Raw genomic sequence first — 13,205 nt, 5'->3', positions numbered from 1 at the left:
CTTTAGGGGTCGCCTATGTCGATGACGAAGGTGATGCAGAACCTTGGAAAGATCGTGAGTCGAGATCACGTAAATTGACATGCCCGTTGCCTGCTGCTGTGAACATCACGCTGGCTAACTTAATTTACTTTGAAAAGTCGGAATTGCCACAGCCACTGGCAAACCAGCTTGTCCGGCTCGCTGCCTTTCAAAATCCTGAGTTCTACAAAGCTCAGGCCATGCGCATGTCAGTGTGGAACAAGCCAAGGATTATCGGCTGTGCCCAGAACTTCCCCAAACATATTGCGTTGCCACGCGGCTGTTTGGATGCTGCGCTGGAGCTTTTAGAGGAAAACGGGGTTACCCCTATTCTTAAAGACGAACGCTTCGCGGGCGACCCCATCGACGTGAGCTTTCTCGGGACCCTGCGTTCTGACCAAGAGGCTGCTGTCAGCGCAATGCTAAGTCATGACACCGGTATCCTCTGCGCACCGACAGCTTTCGGTAAAACGGTGAGTGCTGCTGCGTTGATTGCCGCACGTGGCATTAACACGTTGGTGCTTGTGCATCGGACGGAGCTGTTAAGGCAGTGGCAAGAGCGCTTGCAGGCGTTCTTGGGAGTCGGGAATGGTGTCGTTGGTACTCTTGGGGGCGGAAAAGCGAAGCTTACCGGCATCATCGACATTGCCGTAATGCAGTCGTTATCGCGAAAAGGCGAGATCAGCGATCAGGTAAAAAACTACGGCCAGATCATCGTTGATGAGTGTCATCACCTATCGGCAGTGTCATTCGAGGCACTACTGAGGAGCGCGACCGCGCGGTACGTACTGGGACTCACAGCAACCCCAGTGCGCCGAGATGGGCAGCAGCCCATTATTTTCATGCAGTGCGGACCGATCCGACATTCTGCTGCTCGACCAGCGAGTGCGCCCCATGACCTATCTGTCGTGCCTCGATTACTGCCCAAACCAATAGTGGTCCCCGACGGCTTTGGGATTCAGGACGTTTTTCGGCGTCTAGCCGAAGACTCTGAGCGGACAGCCAAAATCGTCTCGGAGATTGAGCTGGCATACAACGAGGGTAGAAAAATTCTAGTGCTAACGGAGCGGACGGAACATGTGGATGCCCTTGAATTAGAATTGAAGCCGCGCGTGCATAACCTTTTCACGCTTCATGGGCGGGTGCCTAAGAAACAGCGGATTTCCCGTATGCATGAGCTTGAGTCCCTTCCCCCTGATGCTCCACGGGTGCTGTTGGCAACAGGAAAACTAGTAGGTGAAGGCTYCGATCACCCGCCGTTGGACACGCTGGTACTGGCGATGCCCATCTCATGGAAGGGAATCCTTCAGCAATATGCTGGGCGCTTGCATCGATCGCATGCCGATAAGGCCGACGTGCGAGTGATCGACTTCGTTGACGAGGGTAATGTCGCGCTGCTGAGGATGTGGGATAAGCGCCAGGCGGGTTACAAAGCGATGGGCTACCGTATGGCTGATTCCATGGCCACCATGGACCTACTCTAACGTGGTTGACAGTTGACATATCAACGACCCCGCTTTCGTAGACGAATGACCGGCCACTGTGGGTCCAGGCTGTGTAAAAACGCAGACACTGTTTTGAAGCCTGCGTCGCTACGTAAAATTTGCCAATGATTGGTGTATCAGCGGACCTGAAATTTGCGTAGGAACGCGATTTTCGTTCTGGTTCTGACTGTCAAACCTGCTCTAAACCGTTTTTACACAGCCTCAGTAGAAAGCGGTCGGTATCCACGGTTTGGAGCTGATCCGGCGCGGATACCCTAGGTGGCGAACATTTGCGGTGACCACCACCAGTGACCACTTTTTGCTGGTCACATAGACAACAACTCTCGTGCGCGAAAGGAGCCTAAGAGTAGGGCGCTGAGTTTCTACTCAGGGTAAAAATGTCCCATGAACGTAAGTGCTTCAATCAAACCCTTTGAGGGTTTCCCGAAGCATCAACCGCAACTCAGGCATTTGGCTTTCGAAGCCTTCCTTGACGGTAAAAATTGCTAGCTCGAGTACATGGCTGTTCTGCATCATATGTCACTCCAATTGTGTGGTGAGGAGCGACCAGTATCCTGGGGTCGTACTGACACCGTACTGTCAGTGCTTGAGAGGTTGTTGGGCCGCCCATTGATCAGACTGAAACTGCATGTATGACCGCAGGTTCCATTCCGCCTCAAGCTTCTGACCATCCATCATGATCTGCAGGCTTCGTATCCGGTCAACTCGAAAGTCTCTGTATGCCTTTCTGGACGTACACCATGTTCCGACAGTCCACTTTCCTCCCCAGTAGAAAAGGCCCAAGGGGAACACCGTCCTGTCCGAGATCTCTTCACTCAAGCTGAAATATGAAAAGCGGACGGCTCTCGCCTGTTGAATAGCGCGGTGGAGATCGTCCAAATATCGTTGGTCTGGAGTGACGGGCTTAGCCCTCAACGCGCGGATATTGGAGAGTGATGGTTCTGTATTGCGGAACGGTAATACGGCAGCAACTTTGCTCAACAGCGTCCTTGCAGAAGAAGCGAGTTCAGCGCCTGCGGAATTTGAAAGCATCTCAACGCCCAGCATCAGCGCGTCGAGTTCATCCTGGGTGAGTGTCAGAGGCGGCAGCTCAAACCCTTCGTGCAGAGCATACCCAACGCCAGCGACGCCATAGAGAGGAATACCGCTCACAGACAGGTCGTCGACATACCGATAAATCGTGCGGACTGAGACCCCGATACGCCCTGCCAAGTCTTCCGCTGTAATCGGCTGATGTACCCGGATCAGGTTTACTACCTGGAATAGCCGATCTGATTTACGCATGTACTGAAGGACCAATGTGCTCGATTTTAGGAAGGGCGTTGCCATCGCCTCCGAAGCATCCCATGTGTCGGGCGCATCTCGTCTGCGGGCACTGGAGTGAATCAAAACCTGCTCTACTCAGAGCCAAAGTGTTCATTCTCCCCCATTTGGGGAAACACCCCCATGAATGAGCCGCTTCAAGTGCCTAACTGCGTTTCTTCAAGCAGTGTTTCACGCAGACTTTTCACGCAGGTGGAATGCGCGAAACTGTCTCTGAGACAGAATTGTCCGGCATTGGTACGCAGCCAGGTACGCACCATTGGTACGCACTCGCCAATGCATACCGGCCACGAGTTCGCACCCAAGTTCGCACTTCTGGTTCGCAGTGCTGGCGTGCGAAATTGCACTCCACTTGCCCAACGTTTGCATTCGGCCTGGCCAGTCATTTGCATTCGCTCTGACCACCGATTGCATCGGATTTGGCCAACACGCTCTGTAACTATGACCGGCAGAAATCGGCCAAAAGCGGTCTCTTTGGCGCGCCCGCGCGCGGCCGCAAACACGTCAGTTCAATCAAGAATGGGACGAAGGAAACTGCGCTCATAGCTCAGGATGAATTTTTGCTCGGTAGCCTGCGTCACCAATTGAATGCACTCAGGATCTACTCCGGCCTCCCTACGATACTGCTCATAATCTGCCAGGCTGGAAAAGCTGAATAGACAGTAAGCGATGTTGTTGGCGCCTTCGGCTGGTAGAAAGTAGCCGTGGTGGTTTCCTCCCATACGGGTCACCACACGAATCCAATGGCGAGAATAGTTTTCGAAAGCCGGGATCTGGTAGGGATCGATTACATACCTGACGTGGCAAGTGATCACTGGTTCATTCCTTTGAAAATGGGGAAACCGCTATTCTACACATGCCATAAGCTGAGTCGTCGATGGCAGTTCTGGGTCGACAATTGCCTATAGCGGCAGGCCAGACTCCGCCAACCTGATTGCTTTGTTAACAACATTGACTCACACAACATGCATCTCGTCGGAAACTCAAAAGACGGAAACATAAATCTTCCCCCGCCCACCTGCTCGCGTCAAAATACATGCCAAGTATAAATTCATGTACACAAAAAGATGTACATCCAATTTAATCTATACCAATCAAGTAATTAATGTTAGTTTCGAGTCTCCCTCGGGCACCAAAATTAAGAAAGGTCTTGCTTTGCAAGGCCTTTTTTTTCGTCTGTAGAAAAGCCATTGCCCGCACCGCTGTCGTGTAGGGGCCGCCGAAGGTTGCGATCTTTTGATCTTGCTTCTCTTACGCACGTCCCGCACCGGCGGAACATTTCACAAGGATTCCCTCATGGAATTGCAGCTGGAAACTGTTGCCCTCTTCTCTCTCAAACTGGCTTACGAGACGGAAGATTCAAGTCCGATTTTGCGTGACGATCTGGTCATGGGTGATTACCAGCGGGATGTGTTTGAGTTGCTGGTACGTCGGGGGGATGTTGAGGCGATTCAGTTGAAAGTGGATGAGTGTGTGGGATTGGCGCTGGAAGCCATCGGTGGTGTGGATAAGCCGTTGGGGCGGGAGTTGCAGAGGTTGGCGGTTGAATTTGCCGGGATTCAGACGATTGAGCAGCTTGATGTCCCGCTCGTTGCGCTCAAGGATTATTTGAAAGACATTCAATAAATTAAGGTTGGGCGACCCAAAAAGCGGTAGCGCTCGGTAGCCGGACCGAGTTGGTCGCCACGTCTTATCCAATAATAAATCTGCCCCCTTTTCCCCAGAAGCCAGCTAAATCCCGAACAGTTTCCGAGGGAACCCTGTTTCATCCGGGAACCCCATCGCTTTGAAAGTGCAGCCCGGCATAGAAGGCTTGGTGTCTATCAGATCCGCAACTTCGCGGATCCAGGTCGAAGCTGGTGCAATTCTCTGCAGCAGAAACCAAATGACCGCGACTAATCCGTACAGCCGCTTGAGCGCATATTGATCCAGCCCCAACGTCTGAAAATACGGGGCGGCGTGGACCGCTAACGGGTTGGGCGAAGCCTGATTCCAGATACGCGTATGGTGCGCACAGCGGTTGCGCAAATGGCTGGTTTGCTGCATCCATCGACTGAGCATCTTGGCGTTGTTCAAGCCGAGGCGCGTGAGTATGAGATTTTAATACTTGCTATTGAGCAGCTCGAAAAACTCCGAGAGATCCCCGAAATCCCATGCCTCCACCGCGACCCATACGGGAATGGACTTACCGGCTCGCAAGTGCCAATGAATACAGTCCTCTTTACTCCGTGCAATGTGCGACTGTTGCTTCACACTCCACTCTGTCCACTTGTTTCGCGTATTGCCACGGCGGTCCGTGTACGGTTGAGTCCATTTGTGCAGAATGAATTTCACATTGGCGTAGGCCATCGGGTCGTGATATCCAACCTCGTGAGCCATCACCGTCTTGAGGTTAACCTCCAGGCGCTCGACTGCATCCAGCATCAGCATTCGCAATCGTTTATCGAACCTGTAAAGGTCTACGATCGTGTCGAAAGAGGTGGCGACCTGGAAAGTGTCGAGACGAAAAGGCTTGCCCGTAACCGAGCAGACGTCTTGCTGCAGGCCGTTCATCTTGAACTCTCGCGCCGGGTACCAGTAACCGCTGAGACGGTAATACCCTAGCTGCGCGAGCTTGCGTTCTGCACGAGACGGGTCATGGATTTCCATACCCCTGCTGGCCAGCAACGCAACCAAATCAGCGTATGTACGGAACGGCTTCGGAGGGGCTGGGCTAGACAACTTCCATGTTCCAGAAACAAGAAGGCCCGAACGTAATGCCGGACTAAGCCAGCACCAGAGGATCGGGCGCGATTGGGATGCTTGTGAGCAGCCTAAAACAGAGTGCTGCGGATTGTTGTCAGGCCATTCCGAAATAGCGGTAGGGATATTATCTCCGTCATCGGAGGTGGCCAATAACCGATCAATCAGACGCATCTGCTCCCTGAAATCCCCCACGGATCTGATGCTGTTTCTCACCAGTAATGCTTGCTATACATCCTCCATCGACAAGCCCTCAAAGCATTGAGCCAGTGCGTGAGCGCCCCACGCCACGCTCATCTAGACTTAATGGATAGTCGTAGGCAGAACCGAACACGTCGCTTTGGTGCGGATGATTCAAAGGCGGCGTGGCAAGCTGCGTGATATGCCTGAAGAGGTGCGGCAAAGACCGCGCCGGGCACAACAAGATGCCCACTCAGGGTGCCCTGGCCAACGGTCTGAAAATGCCACGAAACCGTGACGTGGTGTGAATGCCGCAGCCGACACTTTCGGACGACCGACAACCGCCTGGTTTGTCCGTGACCGTGAGGAATGCTGTATGTCTGATGAGATGTTGCACCTGCCTATGGTCAACAGCCTGCTGGAGCGCCACAAGGGTTTGCCCGGCGCATTGTTGCCGATCCTTCATGAAATTCAGGAGGGCATCGGTTATATCCCCGATGCCGCCGTTCCCGAGATTGCCCATGCCCTCAACCTGAGTCAGGCCGAGGTTCGCGGGGTGATCAGCTTCTACCATGACTTCCGTACCGCGCCTCCTGCCCGACATATCCTGCGTCTGTGCCGGGCCGAGTCCTGCCAGAGCCGCGGCGCCGAGCAGCTCGCGGCGCAATTGCGCGACCGCCTGCAACTGGACGACCACGGCAGCAGTGCCGACGGCAACATCAGTCTGCGCCCGGTGTATTGCCTCGGCGCCTGCGCCTGCTCGCCTGCCCTGGAGCTGGATGGTCAGGTGCATGCGCGGCTCACTGCCGAACGCCTGGATGCCCTGCTCAACGCTTGCCAGGAGGACGCATGATGCCGACGCTTTATCTGCCCTGTGATTCTCTTGCCCGTGCCGTAGGCGCCGATGAGGTGGCCGTGGCCCTGGCCACTCTGGCCCAGGAGCGCGGTCTGCCGCTGGACTTGCAACGCACCAGCTCGCGCGGCCTGTACTGGCTGGAACCGCTACTGGAAATGGACAGCCCGCAAGGTCGTATCGGCTTCGGCCCGCTGACCGCTGCCGATGTGCCGTCCGTGCTCGATGCGCTGCAAGGCGAGCCGTCCGCTCATCCGCTGGCCTTGGGGCTGGTGGAGGAGTTGTCTTATCTGAAAACCCAACAACGCCTGCTGTTCGCCCGCGCCGGCATTACCCGGCCGCTGTCGTTGGAGGATTACCGGGCTCACGGCGGTTTCGAGGGCTTGACCCAGGCCATCGCTCTGGGCGGCGAGCAGACTGCGACTGCAGTATTCGATTCGGGCCTGCGTGGCCGTGGCGGCGCGGCTTTCCCGGCCGGGATCAAATGGCGCACGGTGCGCGCTACCCAAGCGACGCAGAAATACATTGTGTGCAACGCCGACGAAGGCGACTCCGGCACCTTCGCCGACCGTATGTTGATGGAAGGCGACCCCTTCCTGCTGATCGAAGGCATGGCTATTGCCGGCATCACCGTCGGCGCCAGCTACGGCTACATCTATGTGCGCTCGGAATATCCACAGGCCGTGGCCACCCTGCGCGAGGCGCTGGACATCGCCCGGGCCGCCGGTTACCTCGGCGCCAATGTCGGCGGCAGCGGATTGGCCTTCGACATGGAAGTGCGGGTCGGTGCCGGCGCTTACATCTGCGGTGAGGAAACCGCACTGCTGGACTCCCTCGAAGGCAAGCGCGGGATCGTCCGCGCCAAGCCGCCGATCCCGGCCTTGCAGGGCCTGTTCGGCCTGCCGACCCTGGTGCACAACGTGCTGACGCTGGCCTCGGTGCCCATGATTATGGCCAAGGGCGCGCCGTTCTATCGCGATTACGGCATGGGCCGTTCCCTGGGCACCATGCCCTTCCAGCTGGCGGGCAATATTCGTCATGGCGGTTTGGTGGAGCGGGCCTTTGGCCTGACCCTGCGGGAATTGGTGGAAGACTACGGCGGCGGGACCGCCAGTGGCCGGCCGCTGAAGGCCGCGCAGGTTGGCGGCCCTCTCGGCGCCTGGGTGCCGCCGTCGCAATTCGATACGCCGCTGGATTACGAAGCCTTCGCCGCCATGGGCGCGATGCTCGGTCACGGTGGTGTGGTGGTGGCTGACGACAGCCTGGACATGGCCCACATGGCGCGCTTCGCCATGCAGTTCTGCGCCGAAGAATCCTGTGGCAAATGCACGCCGTGCCGTATCGGCTCGACCCGGGGCGTTGAGGTGATCGACCGCCTGCTCGCTGCGCCTGACCAGAACGGTCGCGATGAGCAGGCGATTATCCTCAAGGACCTGTGCGACACAATGCAATACGGTTCGCTGTGCGCGTTGGGTGGCATGACCTCCTATCCGGTCGTCAGCGCCCTCAAGCACTTCCCCGCCGACTTCGGTCTGCAAGCCTCGGAGGCCGAGCAATGATCACTGTATTCGACCCGAAAACCGATATGGATCTGGGTACCCCGGCCCGCGAAAGCCAGGTGCAAGTCACCCTGAACATCGACGGCCAAAGCATCAGCGTGCCCGAAGGCACCTCGGTGATGCGCGCTGCGGCGATGCTGGGCACCACCATTCCCAAACTGTGCGCCACCGACAGCCTGGAAGCCTTTGGCTCCTGCCGCATGTGTCTGGTGGAGATCGACGGCATGCGCGGCTACCCCGCATCCTGCACCACGCCGGTCAGCGAAGGCATGACCGTGCACACCCAGACGCCGAAGCTCGCGACCTTGCGCCGCAACGTCATGGAGCTGTACATCTCCGATCACCCGCTGGATTGCCTGACCTGCTCGGCCAACGGCAACTGCGAGCTGCAAACCGTCGCCGGCCAGGTCGGCCTGCGGGAAGTGCGTTACGGCTATGAGGGCGAGAACCATCTGGACGACGTGAAGGACACGTCCAACCCGTACTTCGACTACGACCCGAGCAAGTGCATCGTCTGCAACCGCTGCGTGCGCGCCTGCGAAGAAACCCAGGGTACGTTTGCCCTGACCATTACCGGGCGCGGGTTCGAATCCCGGGTCGCGGCCGCCGGTGGCGAGGACTTCCTCGACTCGGAATGCGTGTCGTGCGGCGCCTGTGTGCAAGCCTGCCCGACCGCGACGCTGATGGAAAAAAGTGTGGTCGAACTGGGTCAACCCGAACACAGTGTGATCACCACCTGCGCCTATTGCGGCGTGGGCTGTTCGTTCCGCGCCGAGATGAAAGGCGACCAGCTGGTGCGCATGGTTCCGGACAAGAACGGCCAGGCCAACCACGGCCACTCCTGCGTCAAGGGGCGCTTTGCCTGGGGCTACGCGACTCACCCGGATCGCATCACCAAGCCGATGATCCGCAAGTCCATTAACGACCCTTGGCAGGAAGTCAGCTGGGATGAAGCGGTGACTTACGCCGCCAGCGAATTCCGCCGGTTGCAGCAAAAATACGGCCGCGATTCCATTGGTGGCATCACCTCCAGCCGTTGCACCAACGAAGAAACCTACCTGGTGCAAAAACTGGTGCGCGCCGCGTTCGGCAACAACAACGTCGACACCTGTGCGCGGGTCTGCCACTCACCGACCGGCTATGGCCTGAAACAAACCCTGGGCGAGTCCGCCGGCACACAGAGTTTCGACTCGGTGATGCAGGCTGACGTGATCCTGGTGATGGGTGCCAACCCCAGCGACGCTCACCCGGTGTTCGCCTCCCAGCTCAAGCGCCGCCTGCGTGAAGGCGCGCGACTGATCGTCATCGACCCACGCCGTATTGACCTGGTGGACACGGTGCATGCCCGCGCCGAACTGCACCTGGCCCTGCGTCCGGGCACCAACGTCGCCATGCTCAACGCCCTGGCCCACGTCATCGTCACCGAAGGCTTGCTCAACCAGGCCTTTATCGACGCTCGTTGCGAAGGCAACGATTTCGCCCACTGGAAAGAGTTCGTCAGCCGAGCGGAAAACTCGCCGGAAGCCCTTGGCCCTGTCTGCGGCGTAGAACCTGCCGATATCCGTGCCGCTGCGCGCTTGTATGCCACCGGCGGTAATGCGGCGATCTACTACGGCCTGGGCGTCACCGAGCACAGCCAGGGCAGTACCGCGGTCATGGGCATTGCCAACCTGGCCATGGCCACCGGCAACATCGGTCGCGAAGGTGTGGGCGTGAACCCGTTACGTGGGCAGAACAACGTTCAGGGCTCCTGCGACATGGGCTCCTTCCCCCACGAACTGCCCGGTTACCGTCACGTCTCCAACGAGGTGGTACGGACGCAGTTCGAACAGGCCTGGAACGTCACCCTGCAACCCGATCCGGGCCTGCGCATTCCCAACATGTTCGAGTCTGCACTGGCCGGCAGCTTCAAGGGCCTGTACTGCCAGGGCGAAGACATCGCCCAGAGCGACCCCAACACCCAACACGTCACCGCGGCGCTGTCGGCCATGGAATGCATCGTGGTGCAGGACATTTTCCTCAACGAAACCGCCAAGTTCGCTCATGTGTTCCTGCCGGGCGCCTCGTTCCTGGAAAAAGACGGCACCTTCACCAACGCCGAACGGCGCATCTCCCGGGTACGCAAGGTCATGGAGCCTCTGGGCGGCAAGGCCGACTGGGAAGGCACCGTGGCTCTGGCTAACGCCCTGGGCTATCCGATGAACTACAAGCATCCGTCGGAAATCATGGATGAAATCGCCAGCCTGACGCCGACCTTCACCAACGTCAGCTACGCCGCACTGGATAGTCACGGCAGCCTGCAATGGCCGTGCAACGCCGCGGCACCGGACGGCACCCCAACCATGCACATTGAGGAATTCGTGCGTGGCAAGGGGCGCTTCATGCTCACCGGCTACGTGCCGACCGAGGAAAAGGTCAACAGTCGCTATCCGCTGCTGCTGACCACCGGACGCATCCTCAGCCAGTACAACGTCGGCGCCCAGACCCGGCGTACTGAAAACGTCGCCTGGCACGACGAAGACCGCCTGGAAATCCACCCGACCGACGCCGAGAGCCGTGGGATCAACGAAGGCGATTGGGTCGGCATCGGCAGCCGCGCCGGCCAGACCGTACTGCGGGCACGAGTCACCGAACGGGTTGCCCCGGGCGTGGTGTACACCACCTTCCACTTCCCTGAGTCGGGTGCCAACGTGATCACCACCGACAACTCCGACTGGGCGACCAACTGTCCGGAGTACAAGGTCACCGCCGTGGAGGTCAGCCGCGTCTATCACCCTTCCGAGTGGCAAAAACGCTATCAGGCATTCAGCGACGAACAACAACGCCTGCTCAACGAACGTCGCCATGAACGTAGCGCCGGGACAAAAGCCGAGGTACGCCGATGAGTACGGAAAACCTGATCAAGATGGTCAACCAGATCGCCCAATACTTTGCCAGCGAACCGGATCAGCAACAGGCCGTGCTCGGTGTGCGCAATCATCTGCAGATGTACTGGACGCCCGGCATGCGCAAGGAGTTGCTGGCCTGGCAGACGACGCATCAGGGAGCAGACTTGCACCCGCTGGCGCAGGCGGCGGTTAGTGGCGCGGGCTGGGAGGCTTAGGTTTACAGATCCCTTGGCCTGTTGAGACGGGCCAAGGGAGCGTTCCAGCGTTTTTAACGTCGACCCTATATTCAAATGAGTGACGGAGCCAAACGCAGCCAAAATCCACATCAGTCAGCAACATCCTTCGGCATAATCCCATCCGTTTGATATCGTGTTGCCATCACCTCATCTCATCAAAGATGACCAATGGCGGTTTCAGGGTTATTGCGAACAAGGAAAAGGATTGAATGCTGCTAATTGGCGTATTGGTGTTCCTCGCTGCGACAGTGGGGATGTGGATTTGGGTGGTGAAGAACCGCGGAGCTGTGAATCTATGGCTCGCCAACCTGGCAGGTGCCGTGGGTAGTTTTATTGTCGGGATAGCGGTGCTGGTTTTGTTCAATAGATGGCTTGCCCCCGGAGAAGCCTCCTCAGCACGGATCGTTTTATACGTACTCTATACGTTGATGGCGGTTATGGGCGCCTTCGTCGGCACATGGCTCTTGGTGATTGCCAGACTCAAGCAGTCTGAACACCCCGCCTTCCGTCATTTGATTGCCGGGACGTGTAGTCTGTTGGCGGCAGCGATCACTTTGGTAGTGTGGTCAGTAATCCTCCTCCCCAGCAAATGAGTATCCCCCCAGGCAATTGCTGAACTTCAGCCTGGGCCTGCATGATCGTCGCCGGCGAGAGTCCTTGCCCGTCGGCGTGAAACTTCCGGAAGTCAGGCTCGCACGTAGACCCAGGCACTGATGCCGGACTTGAGGGTCACACTGACGCGTTTGTAGTCCGCCACCTCGTATTCGTCGGCCGCGACCAGCTCTTGGGCCGTGATCTCGAAAACAGTGCCGGCGATCTCGTCCGACAGGTCGCCACTCTCCTGCACGATCGGATGATGGCTTTTCCCACTCGCCGCCAACACCGCCGGATCGGTTATCTCGACCAGGTTCTGCTTGTAACCTGGCAGGCTGTCCAGGCGCCCTTTCAACTCGCGCCCGAAGGTGGACAGCTGAACGGCCCGGTCCTGCAAAGTACCGTAGGAGAACAGCAGAACCGGTTGCTCTGTTTGGTTTGGCATGAGGTTTCCTTGATCAGATAAGCAAGTCTTCGTAGAACCCTCCGAAAGGGCGCTCAGGGTGGGCGATCTGGATTTCCAGAATCCACAGGCCGGTCGTTGGGCACTTGTCTAAATCCCCGAGGTCGCCACCACGGTGAATGGCATGAGGGAAATCGCTGACTCTGTGGCCCTTGATGTCCAGGTTGAGCTTCCACCCCATGGCTTGCGCCTGGTCGGCCGCATAGCGGTAAAGCTCCATGCCGRAAACCCGCTCGCTGCGCCAAAAGCCTTCGACCCGATTGAAAAGCTCCCGGGAGGCCGCAGCACAGGCGATCATTTCCGGGTCGGAACCGGTGGTGAACGTCGCCCCTGCATCACCTTCGTGCCCTTGCCAGACCGCGCCCATGTCGACGAAGAAAATATCTTCGTCACCCAGCACAGGATCGCCATCGGAGCGCTGTTTGAACGTCTTGAGCGTATTGGCGCCAAAGCGGATCAGCAGCGGGTGCCAGATGCGATCCATGCCAAGTTCCGACAGAACCTGTTTACCCAGTGACTGGGCTTCGGACTCGCGCATGCCGGGAGAAATAACCCGGGCAATCTGTTCGATAGCCTTCCAGGTCATCTGCTGCGCATGGCGCATCGTTTCCAACGTGTAATGCTCGCCTACTGCTTCTTTACCGCTCAGGGCCGCTGTCATCGATCATTCCTTTTGTACGAATTCTCGCTATATAGTAAGCGTCCGGCTAACGCACCTTACGTACGCCTAGCACTGCGCGCGTTTAGGTATCTGTAAGCACGAAACCCATAAAAATCAGGAGTTCGCATGAGCCATAGACGACCTAAACCACTCAATTACAGGGGTGATCAGTGAGTTGTTACG

At 57.7% G+C, this 13,205-nt stretch carries 11 protein-coding genes and 1 pseudogene; 7 read left to right on the top strand and 5 right to left on the bottom strand.

The features are described 5' to 3' along the window. On the top strand, window positions 1-1,502 hold a 1,502-nt coding region (locus tag AC1DIS_RS28840; protein WP_477781255.1), incomplete at its 5' end, for a DEAD/DEAH box helicase family protein. Between the two features lie 600 nt (window positions 1,503-2,102). Here AC1DIS_RS28840 and AC1DIS_RS28835 read toward each other — a convergent pair. Together AC1DIS_RS28835 and AC1DIS_RS28830 are read right to left on the bottom strand one after the other, a co-directional pair. Beyond that, complete coding sequence (locus AC1DIS_RS28835; RefSeq protein ID WP_477748804.1) at window positions 2,103-2,807, bottom strand: helix-turn-helix transcriptional regulator; 705 nt, start codon at window positions 2,805-2,807, stop codon at window positions 2,103-2,105. A 548-nt stretch (window positions 2,808-3,355) separates the two neighbouring features. Next, window positions 3,356-3,661 (bottom strand): NIPSNAP family protein, encoded by a 306-nt coding sequence (locus tag AC1DIS_RS28830; RefSeq protein WP_414868018.1) that lies wholly within the window; start codon window positions 3,659-3,661, stop codon window positions 3,356-3,358. Between the two features lie 481 nt (window positions 3,662-4,142). Between AC1DIS_RS28830 and AC1DIS_RS28825 the strand changes: the two genes are divergently transcribed. Continuing rightward, window positions 4,143-4,472, top strand: a complete 330-nt coding sequence (locus tag AC1DIS_RS28825; RefSeq protein WP_138866852.1) for a hypothetical protein — start codon at window positions 4,143-4,145, stop codon at window positions 4,470-4,472. 105 nt (window positions 4,473-4,577) lie between these two features. On the opposite strand, the pseudogene AC1DIS_RS28820 reads toward AC1DIS_RS28825, so the two are convergent. Further along, a pseudogene (locus AC1DIS_RS28820) lies at window positions 4,578-5,495 on the bottom strand (Abi family protein). A 649-nt stretch (window positions 5,496-6,144) separates the two neighbouring features. On the opposite strand from AC1DIS_RS28820, the gene AC1DIS_RS28815 reads away from it, so the two are divergent. The 5 genes from AC1DIS_RS28815 (at window position 6,145) to AC1DIS_RS28795 (ending at window position 11,897) form a co-directional block, all read left to right on the top strand. Then, window positions 6,145-6,621 (top strand): formate dehydrogenase subunit gamma, encoded by a 477-nt coding sequence (locus tag AC1DIS_RS28815; protein ID WP_018926718.1) that lies wholly within the window; start codon window positions 6,145-6,147, stop codon window positions 6,619-6,621. Further along, window positions 6,618-8,180 carry a formate dehydrogenase beta subunit gene (locus AC1DIS_RS28810; RefSeq protein ID WP_477744487.1) on the top strand — a complete coding sequence of 521 codons (1,563 nt, stop codon included), beginning with the start codon at window positions 6,618-6,620 and terminating at the stop codon, window positions 8,178-8,180. The genes AC1DIS_RS28815 and AC1DIS_RS28810 overlap by 4 nt, the downstream gene beginning before the upstream one ends. After that, window positions 8,177-11,065 (top strand): formate dehydrogenase subunit alpha, encoded by a 2,889-nt coding sequence (gene fdhF / locus AC1DIS_RS28805; RefSeq protein ID WP_064616228.1) that lies wholly within the window; start codon window positions 8,177-8,179, stop codon window positions 11,063-11,065. Before AC1DIS_RS28810 ends, fdhF begins: the two co-directional genes overlap by 4 nt. Beyond that, window positions 11,062-11,283 (top strand): formate dehydrogenase subunit delta, encoded by a 222-nt coding sequence (locus tag AC1DIS_RS28800; protein WP_018926721.1) that lies wholly within the window; start codon window positions 11,062-11,064, stop codon window positions 11,281-11,283. The genes fdhF and AC1DIS_RS28800 overlap by 4 nt, the downstream gene beginning before the upstream one ends. 230 nt (window positions 11,284-11,513) lie before the next feature. After that, window positions 11,514-11,897 (top strand): hypothetical protein, encoded by a 384-nt coding sequence (locus AC1DIS_RS28795; protein WP_018926722.1) that lies wholly within the window; start codon window positions 11,514-11,516, stop codon window positions 11,895-11,897. Window positions 11,898-11,989: 92 nt separating this feature from the next. On the opposite strand, the gene AC1DIS_RS28790 is transcribed toward AC1DIS_RS28795, so the two are convergent. After that, window positions 11,990-12,343, bottom strand: a complete 354-nt coding sequence (locus AC1DIS_RS28790; RefSeq protein WP_064616227.1) for a gamma-glutamylcyclotransferase family protein — start codon at window positions 12,341-12,343, stop codon at window positions 11,990-11,992. A gap of 13 nt (window positions 12,344-12,356) precedes the next feature. After that, the gene (locus AC1DIS_RS28785; RefSeq protein ID WP_477781254.1) at window positions 12,357-13,022 is read right to left on the bottom strand and encodes a M24 family metallopeptidase; all 666 of its coding nucleotides are present in this window, start codon (window positions 13,020-13,022) and stop codon (window positions 12,357-12,359) included. Window positions 13,023-13,205 lie beyond the last annotated feature (183 nt).

Source organism: Pseudomonas sp. 05N433 (assembly GCF_056396925.1).
Note: the sequence above shows the minus strand (reverse complement) of the source record. Positions and strands in the feature narration are given on the sequence as shown.

Excerpts from the sequence above, each read along its gene's own strand:
- AC1DIS_RS28835 (WP_477748804.1), bottom strand. The coding sequence starts at position 2,807 with ATGCGTAAATCAGATCGGCTATTCCAGGTAGTAAACCTGATCCGGGTA.
- AC1DIS_RS28825 (WP_138866852.1), top strand. The coding sequence starts at position 4,143 with ATGGAATTGCAGCTGGAAACTGTTGCCCTCTTCTCTCTCAAACTGGCT.
- AC1DIS_RS28815 (WP_018926718.1), top strand. The coding sequence starts at position 6,145 with ATGTCTGATGAGATGTTGCACCTGCCTATGGTCAACAGCCTGCTGGAG.
- AC1DIS_RS28810 (WP_477744487.1), top strand. The coding sequence starts at position 6,618 with ATGATGCCGACGCTTTATCTGCCCTGTGATTCTCTTGCCCGTGCCGTA.
- fdhF (WP_064616228.1), top strand. The coding sequence starts at position 8,177 with ATGATCACTGTATTCGACCCGAAAACCGATATGGATCTGGGTACCCCG.
- AC1DIS_RS28800 (WP_018926721.1), top strand. The coding sequence starts at position 11,062 with ATGAGTACGGAAAACCTGATCAAGATGGTCAACCAGATCGCCCAATAC.
- AC1DIS_RS28795 (WP_018926722.1), top strand. The coding sequence starts at position 11,514 with ATGCTGCTAATTGGCGTATTGGTGTTCCTCGCTGCGACAGTGGGGATG.
- AC1DIS_RS28790 (WP_064616227.1), bottom strand. The coding sequence starts at position 12,343 with ATGCCAAACCAAACAGAGCAACCGGTTCTGCTGTTCTCCTACGGTACT.